The sequence below is a fragment of the Streptomyces sp. WP-1 genome (assembly GCF_030450125.1).
GTDB lineage: Bacteria > Actinomycetota > Actinomycetes > Streptomycetales > Streptomycetaceae > Streptomyces > Streptomyces incarnatus.
On record NZ_CP123923.1, the window covers coordinates 6431318 to 6444948 of the forward strand.

General features: G+C 71.9%; 14 protein-coding genes. 11 read left to right on the forward strand and 3 right to left on the reverse strand.

The window, feature by feature from the left end; translation table 11 throughout:
* Positions 1–63 precede the first annotated feature (63 nt).
* The 3 genes from QHG49_RS28565 to QHG49_RS28575 all read right to left on the reverse strand — a co-directional run bounded on the left by QHG49_RS28565 (position 64) and on the right by QHG49_RS28575 (position 4502).
* The gene (locus QHG49_RS28565) at positions 64–1710 is read right to left on the reverse strand and encodes a hypothetical protein (protein ID WP_159699723.1); all 1647 of its coding nucleotides are present in this window, start codon (positions 1708–1710) and stop codon (positions 64–66) included.
* 188 nt (positions 1711–1898) lie between these two features.
* The gene (locus QHG49_RS28570; RefSeq protein WP_301491739.1) at positions 1899–4097 is read right to left on the reverse strand and encodes an elongation factor G-like protein EF-G2; all 2199 of its coding nucleotides are present in this window, start codon (positions 4095–4097) and stop codon (positions 1899–1901) included.
* Positions 4098–4229: 132 nt separating this feature from the next.
* Positions 4230–4502, reverse strand: coding sequence for a hypothetical protein (locus QHG49_RS28575; RefSeq protein ID WP_301493015.1), 273 nt, complete (start codon positions 4500–4502; stop codon positions 4230–4232).
* On the opposite strand from QHG49_RS28575, the gene pgsA reads away from it, so the two are divergent.
* The 11 genes from pgsA (at position 4417) to yajC (ending at position 13537) form a co-directional block, all read left to right on the forward strand.
* On the forward strand, positions 4417–5133 hold the full coding sequence (gene pgsA / locus QHG49_RS28580; protein WP_145484135.1) for a phosphatidylinositol phosphate synthase: 717 nt from the start codon (positions 4417–4419) through the stop codon (positions 5131–5133). The genes QHG49_RS28575 and pgsA overlap by 86 nt on opposite strands.
* The gene (locus QHG49_RS28585; protein WP_301491740.1) at positions 5130–6038 is read left to right on the forward strand and encodes a phosphatidylinositol mannoside acyltransferase; all 909 of its coding nucleotides are present in this window, start codon (positions 5130–5132) and stop codon (positions 6036–6038) included. The genes pgsA and QHG49_RS28585 overlap by 4 nt, the downstream gene beginning before the upstream one ends.
* Positions 6035–7198, forward strand: coding sequence for a glycosyltransferase family 4 protein (locus QHG49_RS28590; protein ID WP_145483951.1), 1164 nt, complete (start codon positions 6035–6037; stop codon positions 7196–7198). The genes QHG49_RS28585 and QHG49_RS28590 overlap by 4 nt, the downstream gene beginning before the upstream one ends.
* 215 nt (positions 7199–7413) lie before the next feature.
* Positions 7414–7956, forward strand: coding sequence for a hypothetical protein (locus tag QHG49_RS28595; RefSeq protein WP_159699711.1), 543 nt, complete (start codon positions 7414–7416; stop codon positions 7954–7956).
* Between the two features lie 127 nt (positions 7957–8083).
* A complete protein-coding gene (gene pdxS, locus QHG49_RS28600) occupies positions 8084–8989 on the forward strand; it encodes a pyridoxal 5'-phosphate synthase lyase subunit PdxS (RefSeq protein ID WP_145483957.1) in 906 nt (301 codons plus the stop codon).
* Between the two features lie 27 nt (positions 8990–9016).
* On the forward strand, positions 9017–9622 hold the full coding sequence (gene pdxT, locus QHG49_RS28605; RefSeq protein ID WP_301491741.1) for a pyridoxal 5'-phosphate synthase glutaminase subunit PdxT: 606 nt from the start codon (positions 9017–9019) through the stop codon (positions 9620–9622).
* Positions 9623–9670: 48 nt separating this feature from the next.
* Entirely contained in the window at positions 9671–10423 is a 753-nt protein-coding gene (locus tag QHG49_RS28610) for a YebC/PmpR family DNA-binding transcriptional regulator (protein ID WP_145483963.1), read from the forward strand.
* Between the two features lie 162 nt (positions 10424–10585).
* On the forward strand, positions 10586–11125 hold the full coding sequence (gene ruvC, locus QHG49_RS28615; protein ID WP_182775203.1) for a crossover junction endodeoxyribonuclease RuvC: 540 nt from the start codon (positions 10586–10588) through the stop codon (positions 11123–11125).
* Entirely contained in the window at positions 11122–11730 is a 609-nt protein-coding gene (gene ruvA / locus QHG49_RS28620) for a Holliday junction branch migration protein RuvA (RefSeq protein WP_301491742.1), read from the forward strand. Before ruvC ends, ruvA begins: the two co-directional genes overlap by 4 nt.
* A 28-nt stretch (positions 11731–11758) precedes the next feature.
* Positions 11759–12838, forward strand: coding sequence for a Holliday junction branch migration DNA helicase RuvB (gene ruvB, locus QHG49_RS28625; protein WP_301491743.1), 1080 nt, complete (start codon positions 11759–11761; stop codon positions 12836–12838).
* A 192-nt stretch (positions 12839–13030) separates the two neighbouring features.
* Positions 13031–13537, forward strand: coding sequence for a preprotein translocase subunit YajC (gene yajC / locus QHG49_RS28630; protein WP_145483971.1), 507 nt, complete (start codon positions 13031–13033; stop codon positions 13535–13537).
* Positions 13538–13631 lie beyond the last annotated feature (94 nt).

Genomic DNA, 13631 nt, shown 5'->3' on the forward strand with positions numbered 1-13631 from the left:
GTACGTAGCGCAGAAGAGGGCGCCCCCCGCTCGGGGAGGCGCCCTCTTCGGGTTCCGGACGGCTCACGCGTCGTACAGGTCCGCCTTCCGCGGCGACGGGTCCTGGATCATCCCGCTGAGCACCGAGGAGCGGTTGCCGAACTTCTCCGTGTCGACGCCGTGGTCCTTGAGGACCTTGATCGCGGCCGAGTGCACGACCCGCAGCACCGGGGTGGCCGCGCGCAGCGCGTCGTCGGCCATGAAGCGGTGCTTCCACGGCTGGTCGGCCCAGGCGTGCCGCAGGCCGAACGGCTCGGGCAGGCCCAGCGAGCCGCCGAGCCAGTTGAGCAGCGGCGGGTACCAGGCCAGCGGGGCGCGCACGGCGAGCCGTACGACCTCGTCCGTGGTCATCAGCGGCAGGTTGATCTTGCGGGTCTCCCAGAACCTGAAGGTCTTGGTGACCTCCTTGGTCCGTCCCTCCGGCTTGCTCCAGAACATGCCGTTCACCGGGCCGAGCGCGTGGCCGGTGACCTCGATGCGCAGCGTCTCGTGCAGCACGGTGACGGTGATCATCATGGTGATCACCAGCTGGCCGTCCCACAGCGTCCACTGCACGCCCAGGTAGTGCCGGTCGCCCTTGCCGAACTGCTGCTTGTTGCAGATGTCCTGTATGGCGTGCGGCTTGACCTGGAAGGCCTCCACGTCGGTGCCCTCGGGCCGGGACACCGCGCCCGCGCCCTCGGGGATCGGGGTGACGATCCAGTGCTTGACCGACGGCTTGGGGAAGCCCCCGGTGTTCAGCGGGCCGCGCTCCAGCAGGGCCAGCTGGTCATGGATCGCGCGGATGACGTCCCAGCTGCGGAACGGGTGGATCTCGCGGCCGGGGTCGTCGGACACCAGCTCCTCGGCGAGCTGCCAGGAGCCCCAGCGGGTGCCCATGCCGAGTATGCCCTTGGGGCCCGCGTAGAAGACCGAGTTGGACTGCTGTTCGGCGGTGAGCCGGGCCAGGGACTCGCGCAGCGCGTCGGCCGCGGTCTGGTTCGGGCCGCGCGGCACCGCCTCGGGCACCTTGATGCCGACGCTGCTGCCCGAGAGCAGGCCGTCCCAGCGGGCGCGCAGGTCCTGGGCGGTGTGTTCGCAGATCCGCTTGGCCAGGTACCAGCCGACGACGGGCAGCACCACGGCCGCCCGCGCGTACCAGCCCCAGAAGCCGCCGAACGGCATCTTCCACAGGAACAGCGCGGCCAGCAGGCCCACGCCGAGGAGCAGGGTGGTGCCCAGGGTGCCGGCCCGCTTGTCGTCCCGTCTGGCGACGAAGGCGCGCAGCTGGAAGACGAGCAGCCAGCCGATCAGGCCCGGCAGGAAGAGCACGCCGCACAGGACGGTGACGAGCGTCAGCCGGTTGTCGCGCTCCCGGCGGATGTTGTTGGCCGCCAGGCAGTGCTCGACCACGAACTGGGGTTCGGAGCCGAACGACTGGATGAGCGGCTTGCGGCCGGCGCCGAGCATGCGGTCCACGACGGCGCGCGAGAACGCCTCGCCGAGGTTGGGCCGGAACAGCGCGATCCTGCCGCCCTTGACGGTGGACTGATGCCACTCGTTGTCCGCGTCCTTGATCTTGTCGACCGGGCCGTCCCGGTAGGCCGCGGAGGCCAGGGCGGCCGTCGCCGCCTGCTGGCCGTCGCCGGAGACGGGCACCTGGGGCCCGTCCCACTCCGTTCCAAACGACATTCCCGCCCCCATCGCCGCCGGTGTCGCTTCTGCGGCCTTCCCGACTTCCCTGTCCCGCACACCTGTTGGGCCCGTCGTCGTACCGGAACCGGACGGCCGGCGCGGACGTGCCCAGGTGATCAGCGTATCGGCCGGCACCGACAAGCGGAGGGCGGACGGCCGAAGCCGTCCGCCCCGGGAGCCGGGAACTAGCCCTCGTCGCCGCCCTGTTCGCGGATGCGTTCGGCGATCTGCGCGGGCATCGGCTCGTGGCGCGCGTACGCCCGGTCGAAGCGGGCCGTGCCGTGGGAGAGCGAGCGCAGGTCGACGGCGTAGCGGCCGATCTCGAACTCGGGGACCTCGGCCCGGATCAAGGTGCGTCCGGTGCCCACCTGTTCGGTGCCGAGCAGCCGGCCGCGGCGGCCCGACAGGTCGCTCATCACGGCACCCACATAGTCGTCGGGGACCAGGACGCCCACCTCGGCGACCGGCTCCAGCAGATGGATCCTCGCCTCGGCGGCGGCCTCGCGCAGGGCGAGCGCGCCCGCGGTCTGGAAGGCGGCGTCCGAGGAGTCCACCGAGTGCGCCTTGCCGTCGAGCAGGGTGACCCGTACGTCCACGAGCGGGTGTCCGGCGGCGACGCCCTTGGCGGCCTGGGCGCGGATCCCCTTCTCCACGGACGGGATGAACTGGCGCGGCACCGCGCCGCCGACCACCTTGTCCACGAACTCGATGCCCGAGCCGCCCGGCAGCGGTTCGACCTCGATCTCGCAGATGGCGTACTGGCCGTGCCCGCCGGACTGCTTGACGTGCCGGCCGCGTCCGGCCGCCTTGTCGGCGAACGTCTCCCTCAGGGCGACCTTGTGCGGTACGACGTCGACCTGGACGCCGTAGCGGCTGCGCAGCCGTTCCAGCGCGACGTCCGCGTGCGCCTCGCCGAGGCACCACAGCACCACCTGGTGGGTGTCCTGGTTGTGCTCCAGGCGCATCGTCGGGTCCTCGGCGACCAGCCGGGACAGCCCTTGGGAGAGTTTGTCCTCGTCGGCCTTGCTGTGCGCCTGGATGGCGACGGGGAGCAGCGGGTCCGGCATCCGCCAGGGCTCCATCAGCAGCGGGTCGTCCTTGGCGGAGAGGGTGTCGCCGGTCTCGGCGCGGCCGAGCTTGGCCACGCACACCAGGTCCCCGGCGACGGCCTGGGTGACCGGACGCTGCTGTTTGCCGAAGGGCATGGACAGGGCGCCGACCTTCTCGTCGATGTCGTGGTCCTCGTGGCCCCGGTCGGTCAGTCCGTGCCCGGAGACGTGCACCGTCCGGTCGGGGCGCAGGGTGCCGGAGAAGACGCGGACCAGGGAGATCCGGCCGACGTAGGGGTCGGAGGCGGTCTTGACGACCTCGGCGGCCAGGGGACCGTCGGTGTCGCAGGGCTTGAGTTCGCGGACTTGTCCGTCGGGGGTGGTCACACCGGGCACCGGGTGTTCGAACGGGGTCGGGAAGCCGCCGGTGATCAGGTCGAGCAGTTCCACGGTGCCCAGGCCCTGGCGGGCGCCGTCGGCGGCGGGGGCGGCGGCGAGCACCGGGAAGAAGGTGCCGCGGGCCACGGCCCGTTCCAGGTCCTGGATCAGCGTCTTGATCTCGACCTGTTCGCCGCCGAGGTAGCGGTCCATGAGGGTCTCGTCCTCGCTCTCGGCGATGATTCCCTCGATGAGCCGGTTGCGGGCCTCGTCCAGGCCGGGCAGCTGGTCCTCGCCGGGTTCGGACTCCCTGCGCTCGCCGGTGGAGTAGTCGAACAGCTTGCGGGTGAGCAGTCCCACCAGGCCGGTCACGGGCGCGTGTCCGTCGGGGCCCTCGGGTCCGCGCAGCGGCAGGTAGAGGGGCAGGACGGCGTCCGGGTCGTCGTCGCCGAAGGCCTCCGCGCAGACCCGGGTGGTCTCCTCGAAGTCGGCGCGGGCCGCCTCCAGGTGCGTGATCACGATCGCGCGGGGCATGCCGACGGCCGCGCACTCCTCCCAGACCATGCGGGTGGAGCCGTCCACGCCGTCGGAGGCGGAGACGACGAAGAGGGCCGCGTCCGCGGCGCGCAGACCGGCCCGCAGCTCTCCGACGAAGTCGGCGTATCCGGGGGTGTCCAGAATATTGATCTTGATGCCGTCCCAGGCCACCGGCACCAGGGACAGCTGGACGGAGCGCTGCTGGCGGTGCTCGATCTCGTCGTAGTCGGAGACGGAGCCGCCGTCCTCCACGCGGCCCGCCCGGTTCACCGCCCCGGCGGTCAGCGCGAGGGCCTCCACCAGGGTCGTCTTGCCCGATCCGGAGTGGCCGACCAGCACCACATTCCGTATGGACGCGGGTTGGTCGGCCGTCAGAGCCCTGCCGGCGGCCCCGGGGTGTGTGTGAGTCTTGTCGCCCATGGTCCTGCCTCCCGTGCACGGTGAGGTCATCGGGGCGCGGACACGCGAACCGCGTGCTGCGGCGGCTTCGGCGACGCCCGCGGTCATTCGAGCTTTCCACTCCCGTCACGCGGCGTCCATACGACGGACCGGCTACGGACCGGCGACGGTCCCGATCCCGCCGCCGGCGGCCCGCGCGGAGTCGTACCGTTTCCTCGCGGCGGCGCCGCGCACGGGGTCGTACGCGCCGCTCCCGGGCGGCTTCGCGCGAGCCCGGCGCACCACCTCGGCGCACGGGCCGCGGGTGCCCGCCCGCCACGCGTACGCGCGCGTGGCTACGATGGGCCAGCCGGCGGCCATCAGGGCCGCGGCGACACCGACCGTCGGGAAGGCCATGCTGAACAAGTACGCGCGTGCATTCTTCACGCGTGTCCTCACACCGTTCGCCGCGTTTCTCATCCGGCGGGGGGTGAGCCCCGACACGGTCACGCTGCTCGGCACGGCGGGCGTGGTGGCGGGCGCGCTGGTCTTCTATCCCCGGGGCGAGTTCTTCTGGGGCACCGTCGTGATCACCCTGTTCGTCTTCTCCGACCTGGTCGACGGCAACATGGCCCGCCAGCTGGGCCGCTCCAGCCGCTGGGGCGCCTTCCTGGACTCCACTCTCGACCGGGTCGCCGACGGCGCGATCTTCGGCGGCTTCGCGCTCTGGTACGCCGGGCAGGGCGACGACAACATGATGTGCGCGGTCTCGATCTTCTGCCTGGCCAGCGGTCAGGTGGTGTCGTACACCAAGGCGCGCGGCGAGTCGATCGGCCTCCCGGTCGCCGTCAACGGACTGGTCGAGCGCGCCGAGCGGCTGGTGATCTCGCTGGTCGCGGCCGGTTTCGCGGGGCTGCACAAGTTCGGTGTGCCGGGCATCCAGTGGCTGCTGCCGATCGCCCTGTGGATCGTGGCCGCGGGCAGCCTGGTCACGCTGATCCAGCGGGTCGTCACCGTGCGCCGCGAGTCGGCGGAGGCCGAGGCGGCCGCGCGGGACGCGAGCGGGGCGGCGCAGTGAGCGTCCCGGACCGGCTCAGCGACGCGCTGTACGGCGCGGGCTGGAGCACCGTCAAGAAGCTCCCGGAGCCCGCCGCCGCCCGCCTCGGGCGGACCATCGCGGACCTCGCCTGGAAGAAGCACGGCAAGGGCGTGCTCCGCCTGGAGGCGAACTACGCGCGCGTGGTGCCCGACGCCACCCCCGAGCGTCTCGCGGAACTCTCCCGCAAGGGCATGCGCTCCTATCTGCGCTACTGGATGGAGTCCTTCCGGCTGCCCGCCTGGAGCCCCGAGCGGATCAAGGGCGGCTTCGTCCCCAAGGACATACACCACCTGACCGAGGGCCTGGCCGCCGGCAAGGGCGTGATCCTCGCCCTGCCGCACCTGGCCAACTGGGACCTGGCCGGCGCCTGGGTCACCACCGAGCTGCGCACCCCGTTCACCACGGTCGCCGAACGCCTCAAGCCCGAGACGCTCTACGACCGCTTCGTCGCCTACCGCGAGGGCCTCGGCATGGAGGTGCTGCCGCACAGCGGCGGCTCCGCCTTCGGCACCCTGGCCCGCAGACTGCGCGACGGCGGCCTGGTCTGCCTGGTCGCCGACCGTGATCTGTCCGCCTCCGGCGTCGAGGTCGACTTCTTCGGCGAGAAGGCCCGGATGCCCGCGGGCCCCGCCCTGCTCGCCCAGCACACCGGCGCCCTGCTGCTGCCGGTCACCCTCTGGTACGACGACTCGCCCGTCATGCGGGGCCGGGTGCACCCCCCGGTCGAGGTGCCGGAGCCGGGCACCCGCGCCGAGAAGACGTCCGTCATGACACAGGCCCTGGCCGACGCCTTCGCCACCGGGATCGCCGAGCACCCGGAGGACTGGCACATGCTCCAGCGGCTGTGGCTCGCCGACCTCGACCCCGCGAAGGGACCCTCGTGAGAATCGGGATCGTCTGCCCGTACTCCTGGGACGTGCCCGGTGGCGTCCAGTTCCACATCCGCGACCTGGCCGAGTACTTCATCCGCCTCGGCCACGAGGTCTCCGTGCTGGCCCCGGCCGACGACGACACCCCGCTGCCGCCGTACGTGGTCTCGGCGGGCCGCGCGGTCCCGGTGCCGTACAACGGCTCGGTGGCCCGGCTGAACTTCGGCTTCCTGTCGGCCGCGCGGGTACGGCGCTGGCTGCACGACGGCGCCTTCGACGTGGTGCACATCCACGAGCCGACCTCGCCCTCGCTGGGTCTGCTCACCTGCTGGGCGGCGCAGGGCCCCATCGTGGCCACCTTCCACACCTCCAACCCGCGCTCGCGGGCCATGATCGCCGCGTACTCGATCCTCCAGGCCGCCCTGGAGAAGATCAGCGCCCGGATCGCGGTCAGCGAGTACGCCCGGCGCACCCTGGTCGAGCATCTGGGCGGGGACGCGGTGGTCATCCCCAACGGTGTCGACGTCGACTTCTTCGCCAGAGCCGAGCCGAAACCCGAGTGGCAGAAGGAGACGATCGGCTTCATCGGCCGGATCGACGAGCCCCGCAAGGGCCTGCCCGTGCTGATGAAGGCCCTGCCGAAGATCATGGCCGCCCGGCCCGGCGCCCGACTGCTGGTCGCCGGCCGCGGCGACGAGGAGGCCGCCGTCGAGAACCTGCCCGAGGAGCTGCGCTCCCGGGTGGAGTTCCTCGGGATGGTCAGCGACGAGGACAAGGCCCGGCTGCTGCGCAGCGTGGACGTGTACGTGGCGCCCAACACCGGCGGCGAGAGCTTCGGCATCATCCTGGTCGAGGCCATGTCCGCGGGCGCCCCCGTGCTCGCCTCCGACCTCGACGCCTTCGTCCAGGTCCTCGACCAGGGCCGGGCGGGCGAGATCTTCGCCAACGAGGACGCCGACGCGCTCGCCGGCGCCGCCGTACGGCTGCTGGCCGACCCGGAGCGCCGGGCCGCGCTGCGCGCCCGCGGCAGCGCCCATGTGCGGCGCTTCGACTGGTCCACGGTCGGCGCGGACATCCTCTCCGTCTACGAGACGGTCACGGACGGCACGACGGCGGTCGCGGCGGACGAACGGTCGACGGGGCTGCGGGCGCGGTTCGGGCTGGCGCGGGACTGAGGCCGCGGGCGGCGCCGGGACCTCCGGTGGCGCCGGGGCATCCGGTGGCGCCGGGACCTCTGGCGGGCGCCAGGGCCTCCGGTGGCGCCGGGACCTTCGACGGCGCTGAGGCCTCGTCCGGGGCCAAAACCTCGGGCGGGGGTGAAAGCGGGAGTGAGACAGGCGCCTCCCGGGCGCGCGTCCGGTGGGCGCGGGGCTGCCGATAGCCTTTCCGGGTGACCGCAACCCTCATCTGGATCCTCGTCGCCCTCCTCGCGATCGGCGTCTACCTGAGCTGGACCGCAGGACGCCTGGACCGGCTGCACGTACGGATGGACGCCGCCCGCGCCGCGCTCGACGCCCAGCTGCTGCGCCGCGCCTCCGTGGCCCAGGAGCTCGCCACCTCGGGCGTGCTCGACCCGGCCGCCTCGATCGTGCTGTACGAGGCCGCGCACGCCGCCCGGCAGGCCGAGGAGGAGCAGCGGGAGGTCGCCGAGAGCGAGCTGAGCCAGGCCCTGCGCGCGGTGTTCGCGGAACCGGCGCAGGTGGAGGCCCTGCGCGAGGCGCCCGGCGGCGAGGACGCGGCCCATGAGCTGGCCGAGGCCGTACGCCGGGTCCCGATGGCCCGCCGCTTCCACAACGACGCCGTGGGCGCCGCCCGCCGGCTGCGCGAGCACCGCAAGGTCCGCTGGTTCCGGCTGGCCGGCCACGCCCCTTTCCCGCTGGCCTTCGAGATGGACGACGAACCCCCCGCAGCGCTGGTGGAACGGATCGCCTGACCGCCCCTCACCTGGCATTCCCAGCGAAAACGAGCCACCGGCTTTCCATTGGCCCTTGCTGTGGCCTGGTCCGCTCGCGTTTCCTCGGTGCAGCAGAGAACCCTCTTTCCCTTCAGTGAGGTCGCCCGTGTCCACCACCGAGAACCAGGCTCCCGAGACCGGCACCGCCCGCGTGAAGCGCGGCATGGCCGAGCAGCTCAAGGGCGGCGTCATCATGGACGTCGTCACCCCGGAGCAGGCGAAGATCGCCGAGGACGCGGGCGCCGTCGCCGTCATGGCCCTGGAGCGGGTCCCGGCCGACATCCGCAAGGACGGCGGCGTGGCCCGGATGTCCGACCCGGACATGATCGAGGGCATCATCGACGCCGTCTCGATCCCGGTCATGGCCAAGTCCCGCATCGGCCACTTCGTCGAGGCCCAGGTCCTGCAGTCCCTCGGCGTGGACTACATCGACGAGTCCGAGGTCCTCACCCCGGCCGACGAGGTCAACCACTCGGACAAGTGGGCGTTCACCACCCCGTTCGTGTGCGGCGCCACCAACCTGGGCGAGGCCCTGCGCCGTATCGCCGAGGGCGCCGCGATGATCCGCTCCAAGGGCGAGGCCGGCACCGGCAACGTCGTGGAGGCCGTACGCCACCTGCGCCAGATCAAGGGCGAGATCGCCAAGCTGCGCGGCTGTGACAACAACGAGCTGTACGCCGCCGCCAAGGAGCTGCGCGCCCCCTACGAGCTGGTCAAGGAGGTCGCCGAGCTGGGCAAGCTCCCCGTGGTGCTGTTCTCCGCCGGCGGCGTGGCCACCCCGGCCGACGCGGCTCTGATGCGCCAGCTCGGCGCCGAGGGCGTGTTCGTCGGCTCCGGCATCTTCAAGTCCGGCGACCCGGCCAAGCGCGCCGCCGCCATCGTGAAGGCCACCACCTTCTACGACGACCCGAAGATCATCGCGGACGCGTCGCGCGACCTCGGCGAGGCCATGGTCGGCATCAACTGCGACACCCTCCCCGAGACCGAGCGCTACGCGAACCGCGGCTGGTAAGCACAGGCTCACAGGTATCCGAACCCCATGAACACTCCTGTCATCGGTGTCCTGGCGCTCCAGGGCGACGTACGGGAGCACCTCATCGCCCTGGCCGCGGCGGACGCCGTGGCCAGGCCGGTGCGGCGCCCCGAGGAACTCGCCGAGGTCGACGGGCTCGTCCTGCCCGGCGGCGAGTCCACCACCATCTCCAAACTGGCCGTGCTCTTCGGCGTGATGGAGCCGCTGCGTGCCCGGGTGCGCGCCGGCATGCCCGTCTACGGCACCTGCGCGGGCATGATCATGCTGGCCGACAAGATCCTCGACCCGCGCTCGGGCCAGGAGACCATCGGCGGCATCGACATGATCGTGCGCCGTAACGCCTTCGGACGCCAGAACGAGTCCTTCGAGGCCGAGGTCGACGTGCGCGGCGTCGCGGGCGATCCTGTGGAGGGCGTCTTCATCCGCGCCCCCTGGGTGGAGTCCGTGGGCGCGGACACCGAGGTGCTCGCCGAGCACGGCGGCCACATCGTCGCCGTCCGCCAGGGCAACGCGCTCGCCACGTCGTTCCATCCGGAGCTGACCGGCGACCACCGGGTGCACGCCCTGTTCGTCGACATGGTGCGCGCCAACGCCACCGCGGAGTCCTTGTAGGATCTCAGGCGTTCGTTCATAGATGGGTAACGCGAAGGAGACAGGCAGATGTCCGGCCACTCTAAATGGGCTACGACGAAGCACAAGAAGGCCGTGATCGACGCCAAGCGCGGCAAGCTCTTCGCGAAGCTGATCAAGAACATCGAGGTCGCGGCGCGTATGGGCGGCGTCGACCTCGAAGGCAACCCGACGCTCTATGACGCCGTCCAGAAGGCCAAGAAGCAGTCGGTCCCGAACAAGAACATCGACTCCGCGATCAAGCGCGGTGGCGGTCTCGAGGCCGGCGGCGCCGACTACGAGACGATCATGTACGAGGGTTACGGCCCGAACGGTGTCGCGGTGCTCATCGAGTGTCTCACCGACAACCGCAACCGCGCCGCCTCCGACGTGCGCGTCGCCATGACCCGCAACGGCGGCAACATGGCAGACCCGGGCTCGGTGTCGTACCTCTTCAACCGCAAGGGCGTCGTCATCGTCCCCAAGGGCGAGCTGACCGAGGACGACGTGCTCGGTGCCGTCCTGGACGCCGGTGCCGAGGAGGTCAACGACCTCGGTGAGTCCTTCGAGGTGCTCAGCGAGGCCACCGACCTGGTCGCGGTCCGCACCGCCCTCCAGGAGGCCGGCATCGACTACGACTCGGCCGAGGCCAACTTCGTCCCGACCATGCAGGTCGAGCTGGACGAGGAGGGCGCCAAGAAGATCTTCAAGCTGATCGACGCCCTGGAGGACAGCGACGACGTGCAGAACGTCTTCGCCAACTTCGACGTGAGCGACGAGGTCATGGAGAAGGTCGACGCGTAACGCGTACGGCTGACCGACCGGGCCGACGGGACACACCCCGTCGGCCCGTCGCGTTGCCGGGTGCCGGTGCGGACGCCGACGGGGGCGTTGGTGCGCGGCGTTGTCAGTGCCACCCGATAGCCTGCACAAACAGGTGATCGAGCGGTCGGAGGGGAGGGGCCCGTGCGGGTACTGGGGGTGGACCCGGGACTGACCCGGTGCGGGGTCGGCGTGGTCGAGGGGGTCGCGGGGCGCCCGCTGACCATGATCGGCGTCGGCGTCGTCCGCACCCCCGCGGACGCCGAGCTCAGCCGGCGGCTGCTCGCCGTCGAGCAGGGCATCGAGGCATGGCTGGACGAACACCGGCCCGAGTTCGTCGCCGTGGAGCGCGTCTTCAGCCAGCACAATGTGCGCACCGTGATGGGCACCGCCCAGGCCAGCGCCGTCGCCATGCTGTGCGCCGCCCGCCGCGGCATCCCCGTCGCCCTGCACACCCCCAGCGAGGTCAAGGCCGCCGTCACCGGCTCGGGCCGCGCCGACAAGGCCCAGGTCGGCGCCATGGTCACCCGGCTGCTCCGGCTCGCCGCGCCCCCCAAGCCCGCCGACGCGGCCGACGCCCTCGCCCTCGCCATCTGCCACATCTGGCGCGCCCCCGCCCAGAACCGCCTCCAGCAGGCCGTCGCCCTGCACACCACCCACGCAACGAAAGGCCGTACGGCATGATCGCCTTCGTCAGCGGCACGGTCGCCGCGCTCGCCCCCGACGCCGCGGTGGTGGAGGTCGGCGGTGTCGGCATGTCCGTCCAGTGCACCCCGGACACGCTCTCCACGCTCCGCGTCGGACAGCCCGCCAGACTGCACACCTCCCTGGTCGTGCGCGAGGACTCGCTGACCCTGTACGGCTTCGCGGACGACGACGCCCGCCAGGTCTTCGTCCTGCTCCAGACCGCCAGCGGCGTCGGCCCCCGCCTCGCCCAGGCCATGCTCGCCGTGCACTCCCCGGACGCGCTGCGCCGCGCCGTCACCACCGGTGACGAGAAGGCCCTCACCGCGGTCCCCGGCATCGGCAAGAAGGGCGCCCAGAAACTCCTCCTGGAACTGAAGGACCGCCTCGGCGCGCCCGTCGGCACCGCCCCCGCCGTCGGCGCCCCGGTCACCCAGGGCTGGCGCGACCAGCTGCACGCGGCCCTCATCGGCCTCGGCTACGCCACCCGCGAGGCCGAGGAGGCCGTGACCGCCGTGGCCCCGCAGGCGGAGGCGGCGGGCGGCACCCCGCAGGTCGGCCAGCTCCTGAAGGCCGCCCTGCAGACCCTGAACCGCGCCCGCTGATCCCCACCCCCTTGTTGAGGCACACCACATGAACTGGGACGACACGGCCGACACCGCCGGCACACCCGCCGCCGAGCGGCTGGTGGGCTCCGCCGCCGACCGCGAGGACCAGGCCGTCGAGGCCGCCCTGCGCCCCAAGGACCTCGGCGAGTTCATCGGCCAGGAGAAGGTCCGCGAACAGCTCGACCTGGTGCTGCGGGCGGCCCGCGCGCGCGGCGCCACCGCCGACCACGTCCTGCTCTCCGGCGCTCCCGGCCTCGGCAAGACCACCCTGTCGATGATCATCGCCGCCGAGATGGGCGCCCCGATCCGCATCACCTCGGGTCCGGCCATCCAGCACGCCGGCGACCTCGCCGCGATCCTCTCCTCCCTCCAGGAGGGCGAGGTGCTCTTCCTGGACGAGATCCACCGCATGTCCCGGCCCGCCGAGGAGATGCTCTACATGGCGATGGAGGACTTCCGCGTCGACGTCATCGTCGGCAAGGGCCCCGGCGCCACCGCCATCCCCCTCGAACTGCCCCCGTTCACCCTGGTCGGCGCCACCACCCGGGCCGGCCTGCTGCCGCCCCCGCTGCGCGACCGCTTCGGCTTCACCGCGCACATGGAGTTCTACGAGCCCCGCGAACTGGAGCGCGTCGTGCACCGCTCCGCGCAGCTCCTGGACGTCGGCATCGATACGGACGGCGCCGCCGAGATCGCGGGCCGCTCCCGCGGCACCCCCCGTATCGCCAACCGCCTGCTGCGCCGCGTCCGCGACTACGCGCAGGTCAAGGCGGACGGCGTGATCAACCGGGACATCGCCGCGGCCGCCCTCGCCGTCTACGAGGTCGACGCGCGCGGCCTCGACCGGCTGGACCGCGCCGTCCTGGAGGCTTTGCTGAAGCTTTTCGCCGGGGGCCCCGTCGGCCTGTCCACCCTGGCCGTCGCGGTGGGGGAGGAGCGGGAGACCGTCGAGGAGGTCGCCGAGCCCTTCCTGGTCCGCGAGGGACTGCTGGCCCGCACCCCCCGCGGCCGCGTCGCCACGCCCGCCGCCTGGACGCACCTCGGGCTGACCCCGCCCGGCTCCGCCACACCGGGAAACGGACAACCGGACCTGTTCGGGACGTGATGTCACCGGCCCCGGCCGCCCCTCCGCTTCGGCAGTGGCCCGGTGCGGAACCCAGGTGCCATGCTGGGCGTTGTTCCATGTGCGCGGACTCGCTTAGACTCCGCCGATGCCGCCCTTGCGGGCGGCGCCGACACACCCCCATCCCCGAAAAGGCCGCTCTCCGTCGCGGTCGCGCGAAGGAAATCCCGTCCCGTGAATCCGTATACCCTTCTCCCGTTCATCGTGCTCATCGCGGCCATGTTCCTGATGACGCGCTCTGCCAAGAAGAAGCAGACTCAGGCCGCGCAGATGCGCAATGAGATGCAGCCCGGCTCCGGTGTCCGCACGATCGGGGGAATGTACGCGACGGTCAAGGAGGTCAACGAGGACACCGTCCTCCTGGACGCCGCTCCTGGCGTGGACCTCCTCTTCGCGAAGAACGCGATCGGCGCCGTCCTCACCGACGACGAGTACAACCGCATCGTGCACGGCATCGAGCACGACCTGAAGTCCGACGCCGACATCGTCCCGGACGACGCGTCCTCTCTCACCGAGACCGACGAGACCGACGGATCTGCCGCCGCTGCCGCCGCCTCCGACGACAAGATCGACCTCGGTAAGAAGGACGCCGGCGAGGACACCGCCGGCGAGTCCGAGGCCGCCGCGGCCCCGGCGGAGGACAAGCCGAAGAAGACCGACGGCGATTCCGACGCGAAGTAGTCACGCCCCGGTGGTGCGCGAGACGGCATAATCACGCCCCGCGCACCACCGGGCGCGTCTGTTTCCCGCACGGGGAGCCCGACACCATGTCATG

Bases quoted from the DNA above. Each gene is read 5' to 3' on its own strand.
- QHG49_RS28570 (WP_301491739.1), bottom strand. From the start codon at position 4,097: ATGGGCGACAAGACTCACACACACCCCGGGGCCGCCGGCAGGGCTCTG.
- ruvB (WP_301491743.1), top strand. From the start codon at position 11,759: ATGAACTGGGACGACACGGCCGACACCGCCGGCACACCCGCCGCCGAG.
- pgsA (WP_145484135.1), top strand. From the start codon at position 4,417: ATGGGCCAGCCGGCGGCCATCAGGGCCGCGGCGACACCGACCGTCGGG.
- QHG49_RS28565 (WP_159699723.1), bottom strand. From the start codon at position 1,710: ATGTCGTTTGGAACGGAGTGGGACGGGCCCCAGGTGCCCGTCTCCGGC.
- pdxT (WP_301491741.1), top strand. From the start codon at position 9,017: ATGAACACTCCTGTCATCGGTGTCCTGGCGCTCCAGGGCGACGTACGG.
- QHG49_RS28610 (WP_145483963.1), top strand. From the start codon at position 9,671: ATGTCCGGCCACTCTAAATGGGCTACGACGAAGCACAAGAAGGCCGTG.
- ruvA (WP_301491742.1), top strand. From the start codon at position 11,122: ATGATCGCCTTCGTCAGCGGCACGGTCGCCGCGCTCGCCCCCGACGCC.